Raw genomic sequence first — 15217 nt, forward strand, 5'->3', positions numbered from 1 at the left:
CTGGGTAACAAAGGGTACTGCGCCGGGTTACTCCTCTACGACGCCTGCCATCTGCAGCGCTTCGCTCACCGTGGCGTGGTACTTTTCGGACAGCCAAGTCAGCGGCAAACGAATACCCGCGTCAGCGTAGCCCATGCGATTCAGCGCCCACTTTACGGGAATAGGGTTGGACTCTATACCCAGATTGGTGTGCAGTGGCATCAAACGCGTATTAATTTGGTGGGCTTTATCAGCATCACCCGCCACGGCAGCGGTACACAGGTCGTGCATCGCTTGTGGGGCCACATTGGCGGTCACGGAGATATCACCATGGCCACCCATCAACATAAAGTCACAGGCGGTCGCATCATCACCGGAGTAGAGCATAAAGCCACTGCCCTTCAGACGTGTGATTAGATCTTCCGCACGCTCCAGGTTCCCCGTAGCGTCTTTCAAGCCAATAATATTATTTACGTCAGCCAACCGTAAGACGGTCTCGTTATAGAGATCAGAGCAGGTACGGCCAGGCACGTTATACAGAATGACCGGCAGCTTGCTGCCTTCCGCGACCGCTTTAAAGTGCTGGTAAAGGCCTTCCTGGGTAGGCTTGTTGTAGTAAGGGCAAACCGACAAGCAGTAGTCGGCCCCGACTTCACCGGCGTAGCGCGCCAGCTCAACCGCTTCAGAAGTGGCGTTAGCCCCAGTACCTGCAATGACGGGAATGCGACCATTGACCTCTTCTACGACACTGCGAATCACATCAAAGTGCTCCGCGAAGGACATGGTAGTGGGTTCGCCCGTCGTGCCAGCAGCCACAATGGCATCGGTGCCATTTTCGAGATGGAAGTTCACCAGACGACGGAGCGCCTCCCAGTCGATGTCGCCATTGACCTTCATAGGCGTCGCCAGGGCGACGATGCTGCCTGTGATCATCCGTTTATTCCTCACCAGCCAAAGTGTGATATCAACTATCTATGTTTTAAGTGCTTCGTATTTTAGGTGCTATGTCTTTGTCAAAACTAGGCGCCATCGCGATACTTTTTATAAGGCGCCAGCTTTCCACAGAGAGCAAATGGTACTCAGGCGATTAGAGCCTGTACAGCGTAAAGCGGTGCGAGTTTGTCACCAGCCTGATTTGAGCTTTGACAACTGCCCCTGGCTTACGTGTAATCGTGCGTCACTAGTTCGCTCTTCACGCACGGCAAATTTTCGCTTTAGTGCGTGTGACTCACAATATTAACACCCACCCTCAAAAGGATGCCTCATGTCTGTTGAAATTGGTCAACTCGTTGCTGATTTTTCCGCCACTGCCACCGGCGATAGCACCGTGACGCTGTCAGAGCTACGCGGCAAACAAGTGGTTATTTACTTCTATCCCAAAGCCAGCACGCCAGGCTGCACCACCGAAGGCGGCGACTTCCGCGATCGCAAACCCGCTTTCGATGCCGCGAACACTGTCATCCTCGGCGTCTCTCGCGACGGCTTGCGGGCCCAGGAGAACTTTAAAGCCAAACAGGATTTCAATTTTGAGCTTATCTCGGATAAAGACGAAAACGTCTGCACGCTCTTTGGCGTTATTAAACTCAAGAAAATGTACGGCAAGGAGCATCTAGGTATAGAACGCAGCACCTTCTTGATTGATAAAGAGGGCAAGCTGGCAAAAGAGTGGCGTGGCGTTAAGGTGACGGATCACGTCGATGAAGTACTTGCCGCGACTGAACAGCTTAACGCTACAAGCTAACCCGTTTATGCCCGCGCTGAGAATCCCAGCGTGGGCCGTATTTTAGCGCTACTCGTACTCTTTTGCCGGGGCTTGCAAGCCACGACTCTCCTCTCGCTCATGCAGACTTCGGGGCCAGGCGTAGATCAGCGCTTTGAGCAGCGTTGCCAAGGGTATGGCAAAGAAAATACCCCAGAACCCCCATATCCCGCCGAAGAACAGCACCGCCACAATGATGGAAACCGGGTGGATATTGTTGGTTTCCGAGAATAAAACCGGGGCCAATACGTTGCCATCCAGCGCCTGGATCACCCCATAGGCTACGATCACATACACAAACTCGTCGCCAAGCCCGAAGTGGAAACCAGCGACGGCGGCCACCGGCAACGTTGCGACTGCCGCTCCGATATACGGCACCAACACTGAAAAACCTACCAGTACGGCCAACAGCGCGGTATAGGGCAATCCAAAGAAGGCAAAGGTAAAGAAGGTTACGGTGCCCACGATAATGATTTCAATGAACTTGCCGCGGATATAGTTGGCTATTTGATCATCCATCTCACGCCAAATACGCGATAACAGCGTGCGCTTCTGGGGGAGTAGCGACAGCATAAAGCCGACCAATACGGCGCGATCTTTGAGCATGAAGAAGACCAATATCGGCACCAGCACCAGATAGATAATCAGTGACATGATATTGCCAAGCGATGCCAGGGAGAGCGTTAAGGCGCGCTGCCCTAGCTGACTTATTTCGCGGCTAGCCACACCTATCCAGTTCTGCATCTGATCCGGCGTAATAATGCTGGGGTAGCGCGCCTGCAGCTCGTCTAACCAGCCCTGACCACTGGCAAACATCCTCGGCGTCTCTTGAACCAGTCCGACCAGCTGATTCCAAATTAGCGGCATGAGAATAAAGGCAAGGGTTAGCAGAACACTAATAAACGCCAAAAACACCATAATAACTGCCAGCAAATGCGGCAGCCCACGTCGGGTAAGCGCACTCACCACGCCTTGCAGTAGAAACGCGATCACCAACGCGGTGAAAAACGGCGCCAGCATACGGCCAAACCAGATAATCGCCGCGAAGCCCGCCACTAACACCACAAGCAAAATCAACGCTTCCTCATCGGAGAAGTAGCGCTCAACCCAGCTTTTTAAAATCGTGCGCAGGGTCATGAGTGCACATCCGCAGCTTTACGAATCCAGTACACGTACACATTATCACGCTGTTCACGACCTTCCAGCGTATGCGCACTCTGGTCGGTAAACGAGGCCATATCTCGCCACGAGCCCGCATCCGTTGAACGCACTTCCAGCAACTGGCCTGCTGCCAAGCCTGCCAATGCTTGCTTGGCTTTCAGCAATGGCAACGGGCAATGCAGCCCACGAGCGTCAAGCACCGTGTCGGGTTGAAAGCCCCCGGTTTGCTCAGACATACACTCTCCCTCAAAATGATCTGCATATTCACGGCATTGTTGCATAAACTGTCTTTTTAGCGATTGATTTCACTAGGTCATCGATTTAACGGCACTTCCCCGTCTTTATCAATGTCACACTGTGACGACTCCGCTTTACCACCACTCATGAGGATGCCATGCCGACCTTTCGTACCGCTTACCCTGGCTGGATATGCGCGTTCGCTTGCGCCTGCGGCAGCCTGCTTTTCAGCCCACAAAGCGCCGCTATCAACGATTACGGCCTGCCTAGCCTGGGAGCAGCCTCTACCTCTGCCAGCAACGAAGAGTACCGCCTGGGTCGAGCATGGCTGCGTCAATTCCGTGCCCAGGCACCTCAGTGGCAAGATCCCATTGTTAGTGATTACCTGGAAAGCCTGATTGCCCGACTTGCTCCCTATAGCCAGATTAACGGCTTACGGACGACCGCCGTCATGGTCGACAACCCATCGCTTAACGCCTTTGCCGTACCAGGTGGCGTGGTAGGTATTAACTCAGGACTCTTCGCGTTTGCCGAGGATGAAGGCGCTTTTGTATCGGTTATAGCCCATGAGCTGGGCCACTTGTCGCAACGCCACTATGCAAGGGGCAGCGCCCGAGCAGCGCAAACCCAGCTGCCCGCCATGGCAGCAATGCTGGCGGGCATGCTCATTGCCGCCAGTGGCGGCGGAGACGTGGGCATGGCGGCCGCCATGGGCTCCCAGGCAGCGCTGATACAGGACCAGCTCAGCTATTCGCGCTTATTCGAACAGGAAGCCGACAATATTGGCCTGCAGGCAATGGCTGACGCAGGCTATGACCCAGAGGCCATGGTACGCATGTTCGCCGCCATGCAGCGTCTGGCGCGTCTGCAGGGCGATACGCCACCCGAGTTCCTACTCACTCACCCGGTCACCGATAGTCGCTTAAGTGCCGCTCAGGACCGCGCTGCCCAGCTCAATGTCGCCGATGCGTATACCAGCGACACCCTCTACGACATGATGCGCGCTCGCGCACTGCTGAGTATCTATGCCAACACTCCTCAGCAAGCGGCTGCACGACTTGCCCAAGAAGGCGCAGATGAAGTCGCGCAAAGTTACCTTGATGCCTTGATCGCCGGCCGCAACGGCCAAACGGATAGCGCCTTACAGCGTCTGGATCAGCTGGCCAGCCAGCAGCCTGACTTTGCCATGCTACCCGCTTCTGCGGCGAGCGTCGCCTTAGAGGCCGGCCAGTACAATGAGGCCATTCAGCGCAGCCAGCGGTTGCTGCGTTTTATGCCTAACTACCTGCCTGCTCAATTGATATTGGCTGAAGCACAGCTACAGCGCGATCCGGAGGCTGCTTATAATCTGCTGCGCGATATAACGTCTCAACACCCGGAAAACCCACAAGGGTTTAACCTGCTCGCCGAGGCCGCTGGGCGCAATGGGCATGATGGCTGGGGCCATTTGGCTCGGGCAGAACATCTGCAGCTTACGGGCCGGGTAGACCGCAGCATTCGCCAGCTCTCCATTGCTCGAGATGCTGCGGAGCGGGAAAATGACCAGCAGGTAGTAGCAAGAATTGAGCAGCGCCGCGAGGCGTTTATTGAGTATCGGGAAGCGCTGGAAGATTTTAATTGATGGTCTAAAACATTAAAAAGCGCCCGTGGCTTAATCAAGATGATTTAACCAATATGGGCGCTATCTCAATCTGGCGTGCTATATCAATCAGCGCTGCTATACCTATCAGCGTTGCTATGCGTTGAAATTAAGCATCCGCTCCAGCGGCATCAAGGCCTTCAAACGCATCGACTCATCGACCTGGATCTCACCACTCCCCTCGCGCAGTGCACCCGCCAGGTTATCCAGCGCATTCATGGCCATCCAGGGGCAGTGCGCACAGCTGCGGCATGTAGCGCCATTGCCCGCAGTAGGCGCTTCAAACAGGGTTTTGTGGGGCACCGCCTGTTGCATCTTGAAAAAGATGCCACGGTCAGTTGCCACGATCAGCTTATCGTTGGGCAGCTCTTTTGCCGCTTTAATCAGCTGTGAGGTGGAGCCGGCTACATCCGCCAGCCTGACGACCGGTTCGGGTGACTCGGGATGCACCAGTACCGCTGCATCGGGATAGATCCGCTTAAGGTCTTCAACGCCTTTGGCCTTGAACTCTTCATGGACGATACAGGCGCCGTCCCACATCAACATATCGGCACCGGTTTTCTTCTGAATATAGCCGCCCAAATGCTTATCGGGCGCCCAGAGAATTTTCTCGCCCTTGGCCTGCAGGTGCTCAACCACCTCTACCGCAATCGATGAGGTCACCACCCAGTCAGCCCGGGCTTTAACCGCCGCAGAGGTATTGGCATATACCACCACGGTGCGATCCGGATGGGCATCGCAGAAAGCGCTGAACTCTTCGATAGGACAGCCAATGTCCAGCGAACAGGTTGCTTCTAGGGTGGGCATGAGCACGCGCTTTTCAGGCGACAGTATCTTGGCGGTCTCGCCCATAAAACGGACACCGGCGACAACCAGCGTGGTGGCGTCATGGCGGGCCCCAAAGCGCGCCATCTCCAGCGAGTCGGCGACACACCCACCGGTTTCTTCGGCAAGCTGCTGGATCGCGTCATCGGTGTAATAGTGCGCTACCAAAACGGCGTTATGGGCTTGCAATAGCCGTTTAATTTCTTCGACCCGCACCAGATCTTCTGCCGGAATACGGGTCGGGCAATATGCAACGGGTAGCGGAGCACGGAGCTCGGCTTGAGTAGTCATAATAGTCATCGTGTCTACCACTGTGACGAACAGGGAATCCCCCTGCTAAACACTGGGTCGAGACACAGGTAAGTGCTGCTTCACAGACACTTCTACACCTATGCCCCTCGCGTGCGCGACGGGCCGCTGCGTCTCTCGCGGTGACCCGTCGTCTAAAAACTATTCTAGACCATTGTGGTGGGAAATAGCTGCCCACTGCAAATAGATTGTCACGTAGGGAGCCCGACTCAAAAGTGCTTATCACACGCATAGCAAAACGCCCTTGGCAGCATGGCTGCCAAGGGCGTTAAATTTGGTGGGTCGTGCAGGATTCGAACCTGCGACCAATTGATTAAAAGTCAACTGCTCTACCAACTGAGCTAACGACCCAAATTTGCATTGCTAAATCATCATGCACTATCTTCGTTCACTACCACCCGATGCCACTTGTTGTTCAAACATATCGTAAAAAACAACGGCTTCGATGGTGGGTCGTGCAGGATTCGAACCTGCGACCAATTGATTAAAAGTCAACTGCTCTACCAACTGAGCTAACGACCCGCCTGAACGGATGCATATCCTACGCTCACACCCCTTTGATAGCAAGTGTTTTTTAGCTTCGGATAGTAGAACCGAACCCAGAACGTGCCTGTTTTACTGATATAAACAGCTTCAGGCACGTTCATTTACCTACCCATTACCTACCCATTACCTACCACTTAGCGACTAATCGACGGTTCTATGCCCCGTATTCCATTTGAAACGGACCTATCAAGTACGCGCTTAGCGAGCTTTGCTTTTCGGTTTACGCATTGCCTGAACTGGCTTGCGCTTGTGCTTATCGCGGTTCCAACGATTCTTCTCATCAGGGGTCAACGCAGGCACTTTACGGGTTTCTAAGTTAGCCAACGTCGCTAAATCGTCCACCTCATCCTGATTCAGTTCGACCCACTCACCGGCTTTTGCGCGCTTATCCAGGAAGATATTGCCGTAGCGCACACGTTTGAGGCGACTAACCGTGAGAGCTTGAGACTCCCAAAGACGACGCACTTCGCGGTTACGACCTTCTAAAATCACCACGTGGAACCAGGTGTTGATGCCTTCGCCACCAAACTCCTGCACATCCGTGAAACGCGCCGGGCCATCTTCCAGCATAACGCCATCGACCATGGCCAGGATATGCTCACGCTTCACTTCACCCATCACGCGAACGGCGTATTCACGCTCGACCTGGGTAGAGGGGTGCATCAAGCGGTTGGCTAACTCACCATCCGTGGTAAACAGCAGCAAACCGCTGGTGTTGATGTCCAGGCGGCCAATCGCAATCCAGCGCTCGCCTTTCAAGCGCGGCAAGCGTTCAAATACGGTGCGCCGACCTTCCGGGTCTTTGCGCGTGCACAACTCGCCTTCCGGTTTGTTGTACATAATCACTCGACGCGGCACTTCCTCTTCAGGGCGCAGCGATACCGGGCGGTCATCGAAACTGACCTTGTCTCGCGCTTCAACGCGATCGCCCAGCTTGGCGACTTGGCTATTCACTTTAACGCGACCGGCGGAAATCGCCGTTTCCATCTCACGCCGCGAGCCAAGACCGGCACGGGCCAAGACTTTTTGCAGCTTTTCGCTGGTAGGGGGCGTGGTGCTATTACTCTGACTCATGGTCGTCTGACCTCACATCGTTAGTCTGCGTGCGCTCGCGCTCATCTTCGTTCGCGCGCTGCGCACGTGCCGCTAGCCGTGCTTGCAAATCAGCAAAGCTCAGCGGCTGGGTTAACGCCGTCTCGGCGTGCGTATCGGCTATTTCAGCCGACGTTATCTCTTCTCTCTGGGGTGGCGCATCCTGCACCGTTTTGATCGTTTCGTCTAGTGCTTCGTGGTCTGAACGGGCGCCATGTTCTTCCTGAATGTCAGCGTCCTGCGTCATCCCCGTGTCTTCAGGTATTTCGCTCTCATCCCAGCTTGCCAGAGTATGCATCGGCGGCAGCGCATCGAGCGTTTTCAACCCAAAATCGTCTAAAAAGCTGCGCGTGGTGGCATATACCGCTGGACGCCCGGGCACATCCCGATGGCCCACTACCCGAATCCAACCACGCTCCGCCAGGGTGCGCATAATCGAGCTACTCACACTGACCCCACGCACTTCTTCAATATCACCCCGGGTCACCGGCTGGCGATAGGCGATCAGCGCCAGCGTTTCCAGCAGCGCCCGTGAGTAGCGCTGGGGGCGCTCGTCCCATAGCCGTGACACCCATTGCGACAGACGCGGGCGAATACGTAGCTGATAACCTGAAATCGTTTCCAATAACTCTAGCGCCCCAGCCGAATGGCGCAGCTGCAAGCGCTCAAGGACATCGCGAAACTCCTTCCGAGTCGGACACTCGCCTTCAAGAAAAAGCGTTTCTAGGCGCTCAAGGGGCAACGGTTCACCAGCGGCCAGGAGCGCTGCTTCAATAATGTCATCTAACGCGCTGGCGGCGTTACTCATGGCGTTTCCTCATCGGGTTCAAAGGCGGACTCACCATAGGCATCGTCTTGACTCTCAGGCTCCTCAAACGCACCCTCTTCGTCAGCAAGGGCGGCCTGCCGCGCCCGCACATGAATCGGCGAAAGCGGTGCGTTCTGAACAATTTCAATCATGGCTTCTTTGGCCAGCTCTAGAATTGCCATAAAGGTCACTACCACGCCAGCCCGCCCTTCTTCCAAGGTAAACAGCGCTTCAAAGGGGGTATAGCGTTGATGAGCGCCATCGTGACTTAGCTGCTCCATAATCCTGAGCATACGCTCGCGGGTAGAGAGCACCTCGCGGCTGATCTGGTGCGCCTGCACCAGCTCAGCGCGTTTGAGGATATCGGAGAGCGCGCTGAGCAATTCATCCAACTCCACCTCAGGGTGAATCACACGAGATTCCAGTGGAGGTAAACCCGCCTGCACGCTGAACCAGTCACGCCCCATGCGCGGCAGCGTATCCAGCGTCTCGGCTGCCTCCTTGAGGCGTTCGTACTCCTGCAGGCGTCGGATAAGCTCTGCGCGAGGATCCTCCTCATCATCGCTCTCCGCTTTCGGGGGGCGCGGCAACAACGTTCGCGACTTGATCTCAGCCAGCATAGCGGCCATCAGCAGGTACTCACCCGCCAACTCAATCTCCATGGCCTTCATCAGTTCCACGTATTCGATGTACTGGTGGGTGATAGTGGCCACATTGATGGTCAGGATATCCAGGTTCTGACGCCGAATCAGGTAGAGCAGTAAATCCAGCGGACCTTCAAAGGTCTCCAGAAAGACGCGCAGCGCCTCGGGAGGAATATACAAATCCTCTGGCATTTGCGTAATCTGCTCATTGAACAGACGCCCAAACGAAACCGCCACTGGATCAGCGGGCTCGGAATCAGGCGTGGCTAAATCAACGGTAGCGCTTGGCGTCTCGCTCACGCGGGTCGGCTCTCTTGAGAATTGGAAATCGGCACAAGCGAACAGTTTAGCAAAGTCGTCAGCATTCGCGTCGCTCTATTAAAAAAGTCAGCACAAGCGTGCTATCCCGCCTCTACCGCTTTGCGGTAGCGGCCAGCGTAATCAAACAGCTTGTCTCGGATTTGAAAATGGCGCCCCACTTTGCGGCCTACGACAAAATCAGGGTGGCGTAGTCGGCGCTGTTCAGCAACGACCTCTTCGGCGCTTAACGGCTGCCATTTACCTCCTGGTGCACGCAGGTGATAACGCAGAAAGGCGGCATAGAAGGCGCGCCGTTGAGCAGACGTTTCTAGCGCGAACCATTCGGAGAGATGGGTGCCATCTTCGTCATGATAGGTGACTTTTAGGCGCGGCAGGCCACGACCATTGGTCGTGGCCTCCAATTGCATACCGCTTACCCGCAACACCTTGGCGTCTTTCAGCTTAAGGGCATCCTTGAGCTTATCATCTGCGTCCACTAACAGCTTGTCACAGCCGTGGCAGCGGCGGGCGGCAATATCATTCTCGGCGCCACACTCATCGCACACCTTAAAGCGGAAACGGAAGTCACATTGATGGCGCTTTCCTTGATCATCTTCAATTAGCCCCTGACAACGGCGGCCAAAGTGCTCAATCACTAGCTCGCCATCTCGCTTACCCCAGTAAAGATTGGCATGACCGCAGGCGGGGCACTCGACCTGCACCGGTTCGCTATCGCTATCAGGCTTTGGCTCGCCCACTTCCGGTGCGTAGATATCCCAGGGGTTCCCGGCGTAATCCAGAATCAGACAATCGCTCTTACCCGGCGACAATCGCAACCCTCTGCCCACCATCTGCTGATAGAGACTCACCGATTCGGTAGGCCGTAAAATGGCGATTAAATCCACGTGAGGAGCATCGAAACCGGTGGTCAGCACGGCGACGTTCACCAGATATTTCAGCTCGCGCGCTTTGAAGGCATCGATCAGCGCCGTGCGCTCTTGAGAAGGTGTGGCACCGGTGATTAACGCAGCCTCTTCGCTGGGTAAATAGCCGATAATTTCTTCAGCGTGGGCCACGGTGGCGGCAAAAATCATCACCCCCTGGCGATCAGCCGCGCGTTCGACGATTTGTCCGATAATACCTGGCGTTGCCCGACTACCCGCCACCACGCGATTGAGCTCCTCCTCCTGGAAATAACTGTTTGAAGAGGGCTTGAGGGCAGAGAAATCATAGCCCTCAATCGCCATGTCCAGGCGTTTGGGTGCCGCCAGATAGCCCTGTTTCACCATTAGCCGCAGCGGCTGCTCAAAGACACAGTCGCGAAAAAAGCTCTCTTCACTGCCGCGAACCATACCGTGATGGTGGCGATAGTAGATAAATCCTTGCCCCAAGCGGTAAGGCGTAGCGGTGAGTCCGAGTATTTTAAGCTGAGCATTATGCTGTCGTAGGTGCTCAATCACCTGGCGGTAGCTTGCGTCCTCGTTAAGCGATACGCGGTGGCTCTCATCGATCACCAGCAGGGTAAAACTTGCGTCATTAAAGCGCTCTAAGTTGCGCACCACCGACTGCACCGAGCCAAACACCACTTGCCGATTCGCCTCTTTACGCTTTAAGCCAGCGCTAAAAATGTCGGCCTCAAGCCCATAAGCCTGGTACTTGGCATGGTTCTGCTCCACTAGCTCACGCACATGGGCTAGCACCAATACCCGCCCACGAGCCAAGCGCGCTAGCTCAGCTATCACCAGGGATTTACCACTGCCCGTGGGCAGCACCACCAGCGCAGGCTCGCTAGAGGCGCGGAAATGACTCACCACACGCTTGACCGCTTCCTGCTGGTAGGGGCGCAGCTGCGGCATAGTTACCTTAGAGACAAAAGGCGGCCCGGAGGCCGCCTTATGGTGTTGCGTCATCTATCACCTATGTTCGATATCTTCGTTAACCTAACCAAACGCGGGCATTACGGAACAAACGCAACCAGGCACCATCTTCGGTCCACTCCGCCGGGCGCCAAGAGTTGGTGACCGCCCGAGCCACGCGCTCAGGGTGCGGCATCATGATAGTCACTCGACCATCGGGTGTGGTCAGGCCAGTAATCCCCGAGGGAGAGCCGTTAGGGTTCGCCGGATAACGGGTCGTGGCTTGACCGTAGTTGTCGATATAGCGCATGGCAATTTGGCTGCTCGACTGCATGCTACGCAGATGAGCGCTGTCACGGAACGCCGCCTGCCCCTCGCCATGAGCAACCGCAATGGGCAGCTTGGAGCCTTCCATACCGGCAAGCAGAATCGAAGGACTCTTCTCAACCCGCACCATGGAGACCCGCGCTTCAAACTGCTCAGACTCATTGCGCACAAAGGTCGGCCAATTTTCAGCGCCAGGAATTAACGACTTCAACTGCGACAACATCTGGCAGCCGTTGCAGACACCCAATGAGAAGCTATCTTCTCGGGCGAAGAACGCCGCAAACTGCTCCTGGGCGCGCTCGTTAAACAGCACTGATTTTGCCCAGCCGCCCCCGGCGCCAAGCACGTCACCGTAAGAGAAGCCGCCACAGGCGACAAGCCCTTTAAACTCATCCAGCGAGACGCGCCCTTCAAGGATGTCACTCATGTGCACGTCGACTGCTTCAAACCCGGCTTTATCGAAGGCCCAGGCCATCTCTACCTGGCCATTGACGCCCTGCTCGCGCAGCACGGCCATGGCAGGTTTGGCGGTATTAACAAACGGTGCGCTTATGTCGTCGTTGATATCAAAGGTGGGCGTAGCGGAGAGCCCTGGATCACGACTATCGAGCAGATTATCGAACTCATTCTTGGCGCACTCAGGATTATCCCTCAGTGCCTGCATGCGGTAACTGGTTTCAGCCCAGGTGCGCTGGGTGAGCAGACGAGTGGTTTCTAGCAGCGGCTCTTCAAACAGCGTAACGCGTACCTGGTCGTCGTAACGGGGGCGAGCGATAACGCCACACGTTTCGATACCGGCAACGGCAAACTGCGCCAGCACTTCTTCAGTGTGTTGACGATTGACCTGGATAACCGCGCCTAGCTCTTCGGAGAACAGGGCATTAAGCGCTTCTACCGGCTCATCGACCATCCAGTCGAGCTTGATCTCAAGCCCGGCGTGAGCGGCAAAGGCCATTTCCAGCAGCGTCACCAGCAAACCACCATCGCTGCGATCATGGTAAGCCAGCAGTATACCGTCTCGATTAAGCCCCTGAATCACTTCGAAAAAGGCTTTAATATCTTCTGGGTCATCCACATCGGGACAGTCGTTACCCACTTGGCCGTAGACCTGCGCAAGTGCAGAGCCGCCCAAACGATTTTGGCCGTTACCGAGATCAATCAGAATCAGATCCGATTCGTCTTGATCCAAGTTGATCTGCGGCGTTAGCGTCGCCAACGCATTGGTAACGGGTGCAAAGCCGGTAACGACCAAAGACAGCGGTGACGTTACGCTCTTGTCTTCACTTTCACCTTGGTCATTCTCATCGACCCAGGCGGTGCGCATCGACATGGAGTCTTTGCCAACCGGAATCGCAATGCCTAATGCCGGGCACATTTCCATGCCCACGGCGTAAACCGCATCGTACAGTGCCTGATTTTCACCGGGGTGATCAGCAGCGCTCATCCAGTTAGCGGAAAGTTTGATATCGCTCAGTTTAGCAATCGGTGCCGCTGCCAGATTTGTAATCGCTTCGGCCACGGCCAGACGGGCGCTGGCGGCGGGGTTGATCAAGGCGACCGGCGGACGCTCGCCCATCGCCATCGCTTCACCGGCGTGGGTGTCAAAGCTGGCGGTTGTCACGGCGACGTCGGCCACCGGCACCTGCCAGGGGCCCACCATTTGATCGCGAGCCACTTGGCCGGTAATCGAGCGGTCACCAATGGTGATCAGGAAGTTTTTGGAGGCCACGGTAGGAAGCCGTAGTACGCGATCCAACGCTTCGCGCAGATCGAGATTATCGAGCATCATGCCGGAAAGCGCAGGGTCGTGACGCTCAAACTCGCGCTGCATTTTGGGCGCTTTGCCGAACAGCACGCTCATCGGTAAATCGACAGGCTTACTGTCAAAGTGGCCGTCACGGACTTCAAGGTGATGCGCTTCCAACGCTTCACCCACCACCGCGTAGGGGCAGCGTTCACGTTTACATAGTGCGTCAAAGGTGTCCAAGTCTTCAGGCGCGACGGCAAGCACGTAGCGCTCCTGAGCTTCGTTGCACCAGATCTCCAGCGGACTCATGCCCGGCTCGGCATTCGGCACCGCGCGCAGATCAAAGCGGCCGCCACGGTTGCCGTCTTTCACCAGCTCGGGCAGCGCGTTGGAAAGCCCGCCTGCGCCCACATCGTGAATAAAGCGAATGGGGTTGTGGTCGCCCATTGCCCAGCAACGGTCAATAACTTCCTGGGCGCGACGTTCGATTTCGGGGTTTTCACGCTGAACCGAGGCGAAATCCAGATCGGCGCTGGAGGTACCGGACGCCATGCTTGACGCAGCGCCGCCGCCCAAGCCAATCAGCATCGCCGGGCCGCCCATCACGATCAGCTTGCCGCCAACGGGGATATCGCCCTTTTGAACGTGGTGGGCACGAATATTGCCATAACCACCGGCGAGCATGATCGGCTTATGAAAGCCGCGGCGCTCGATACCACCGTCGTTCAGCGACTCCTGCTCGTAGGTGCGGAAGTAGCCGGTTAAGTTAGGGCGACCAAACTCATTGTTAAACGCCGCGCCGCCAATCGGGCCTTCAAGCATTATGTTCAGCGCCGACTCCATGCGCTCGGGCTTGCCGTAATCAAACGCTTCCCAGGGCTGTACGAACTCAGGAATGCGCAGGTTAGAGACGGTATAGCCCGAAAGGCCCGCTTTGGGTTTGCCACCGATGCCCGTCGCACCCTCATCGCGAATTTCACCGCCCGAGCCGGTTGCCGCGCCGGGGAAAGGGGCAATCGCGGTGGGGTGATTATGGGTTTCTACTTTCATCAGGATATGCACGGGCTCCTGATGAGTGGCGTAAAGAGCGCGCTCGTCATCGGCCCCTGTTAGCGGCGTAGCAAAGAAACGGCCCGCTTGGCTGCCCTTAATCACGGCGGCGTTGTCGCTGTAGGCCGAGAGCACATTGTCCGGCGACGACGCAAAGGTATTTTTGATCATCTTAAACAGCGAGTGGCTTTGCGGCTCGCCATCGATCACCCAGTCGGCGTTGAAGATTTTATGACGACAGTGCTCGGAGTTAGCCTGGGCAAACATCATTAGCTCAACGTCGCTGGGGTTACGCCCCAACTCATTGAAGGCGTCGACAAGATAGTCGATTTCGTCTTCTGCCAGCGCCAGCCCTAGTGCTTGATTGGCGGTGGCTAAGGCTTCCCGGCCCCCTTCTAAAATATCCACACTGCCCAGCGGCGCCGGATCGTGTTGGGCAAACAGCTTAGCGGCATCCGAGGCATCTGCCAGCACGGTTTCCGTCATGCGATCATGCAGCAGCGCCGCCAGCGCGCCCATGCTCTCTTCATCCGGCGCGGCGGTGAAGCTGACCCGATAATCAATCCCACGCTCGATACGGCTAATCTGGCGCAATCCGCAGTTGTGGGCGATATCGGTCGCTTTAGACGACCAGGGGGACTGGGTACCCAAACGCGGCACCACTAAAAAACGCTGGGCGCTCTCCGGAAGCTCTACGCTTGTTTGAGTGCCATCGCCCGTCCCATAGTCAAGTAACTGCACCAAACGCTCGCGGGCGGTATCGTCCAGCGTCTCGCTTTGGTTATGAGTGCTAAGGTCGATGAAATGAACATAGTGGGCAGACAGCGCTTCCACCTCGGGCACACGTTCACGCAGCACCGTTAACAGCCGAGCATGACGGAAGGCAGAAAGGGCGGGCGCGCCTCGCAGTTCGAGCATATCCTGAAGCCTCTAGAGCA

At 56.1% G+C, this 15217-nt stretch carries 11 protein-coding genes and 2 tRNA genes; 2 read left to right on the forward strand and 11 right to left on the reverse strand.

The window, feature by feature from the left end; translation table 11 throughout:
• Positions 1-27 precede the first annotated feature (27 nt).
• Entirely contained in the window at positions 28-912 is an 885-nt protein-coding gene (gene dapA, locus AC5TBW_RS15030) for a 4-hydroxy-tetrahydrodipicolinate synthase (RefSeq protein ID WP_495509339.1), read from the reverse strand.
• 331 nt (positions 913-1243) lie between these two features.
• Between dapA and AC5TBW_RS15035 the strand changes: the two genes are divergently transcribed.
• Positions 1244-1720, forward strand: a complete 477-nt coding sequence (locus AC5TBW_RS15035) for a peroxiredoxin (protein WP_495509340.1) — start codon at positions 1244-1246, stop codon at positions 1718-1720.
• Positions 1721-1768: 48 nt separating this feature from the next.
• On the opposite strand, the gene AC5TBW_RS15040 is transcribed toward AC5TBW_RS15035, so the two are convergent.
• Both AC5TBW_RS15040 and AC5TBW_RS15045 read right to left on the reverse strand, forming a co-directional pair.
• On the reverse strand, positions 1769-2875 hold the full coding sequence (locus AC5TBW_RS15040) for an AI-2E family transporter (RefSeq protein ID WP_495509341.1): 1107 nt from the start codon (positions 2873-2875) through the stop codon (positions 1769-1771).
• Positions 2872-3135 carry a sulfurtransferase TusA family protein gene (locus tag AC5TBW_RS15045; protein WP_495509342.1) on the reverse strand — a complete coding sequence of 88 codons (264 nt, stop codon included), beginning with the start codon at positions 3133-3135 and terminating at the stop codon, positions 2872-2874. Before AC5TBW_RS15045 ends, AC5TBW_RS15040 begins: the two co-directional genes overlap by 4 nt.
• A gap of 158 nt (positions 3136-3293) precedes the next feature.
• On the opposite strand from AC5TBW_RS15045, the gene AC5TBW_RS15050 reads away from it, so the two are divergent.
• On the forward strand, positions 3294-4757 hold the full coding sequence (locus tag AC5TBW_RS15050) for a M48 family metalloprotease (protein ID WP_495509343.1): 1464 nt from the start codon (positions 3294-3296) through the stop codon (positions 4755-4757).
• 114 nt (positions 4758-4871) lie between these two features.
• Here AC5TBW_RS15050 and nadA read toward each other — a convergent pair whose 3' ends face one another.
• The 8 genes from nadA to purL all read right to left on the reverse strand — a co-directional run bounded on the left by nadA (position 4872) and on the right by purL (position 15197).
• Positions 4872-5900 (reverse strand): quinolinate synthase NadA, encoded by a 1029-nt coding sequence (nadA, locus tag AC5TBW_RS15055; RefSeq protein ID WP_495509344.1) that lies wholly within the window; start codon positions 5898-5900, stop codon positions 4872-4874.
• Positions 5901-6184: 284 nt separating this feature from the next.
• Positions 6185-6260 (reverse strand) — tRNA-Lys (locus AC5TBW_RS15060).
• Positions 6261-6355: 95 nt separating this feature from the next.
• Positions 6356-6431 (reverse strand) — tRNA-Lys (locus tag AC5TBW_RS15065).
• Positions 6432-6653: 222 nt separating this feature from the next.
• Positions 6654-7529, reverse strand: a complete 876-nt coding sequence (gene rluB, locus AC5TBW_RS15070) for a 23S rRNA pseudouridine(2605) synthase RluB (protein WP_495509345.1) — start codon at positions 7527-7529, stop codon at positions 6654-6656.
• Complete coding sequence (scpB, locus tag AC5TBW_RS15075) at positions 7516-8355, reverse strand: SMC-Scp complex subunit ScpB (protein ID WP_495509346.1); 840 nt, start codon at positions 8353-8355, stop codon at positions 7516-7518. The genes rluB and scpB overlap by 14 nt, the downstream gene beginning before the upstream one ends.
• Positions 8352-9299 carry a segregation and condensation protein A gene (locus AC5TBW_RS15080; RefSeq protein ID WP_495509347.1) on the reverse strand — a complete coding sequence of 316 codons (948 nt, stop codon included), beginning with the start codon at positions 9297-9299 and terminating at the stop codon, positions 8352-8354. The genes scpB and AC5TBW_RS15080 overlap by 4 nt, the downstream gene beginning before the upstream one ends.
• 101 nt (positions 9300-9400) lie before the next feature.
• The gene (radD, locus tag AC5TBW_RS15085; RefSeq protein WP_495509348.1) at positions 9401-11209 is read right to left on the reverse strand and encodes a DNA repair helicase RadD; all 1809 of its coding nucleotides are present in this window, start codon (positions 11207-11209) and stop codon (positions 9401-9403) included.
• 25 nt (positions 11210-11234) lie between these two features.
• Positions 11235-15197: a phosphoribosylformylglycinamidine synthase gene (purL, locus tag AC5TBW_RS15090; RefSeq protein WP_495509349.1), complete on the reverse strand. Its 3963-nt coding sequence runs from the start codon at positions 15195-15197 to the stop codon at positions 11235-11237.
• Positions 15198-15217: the final 20 nt, after the last annotated feature.

The sequence above is a fragment of the Vreelandella sp. ssv genome, from assembly GCF_059448525.1.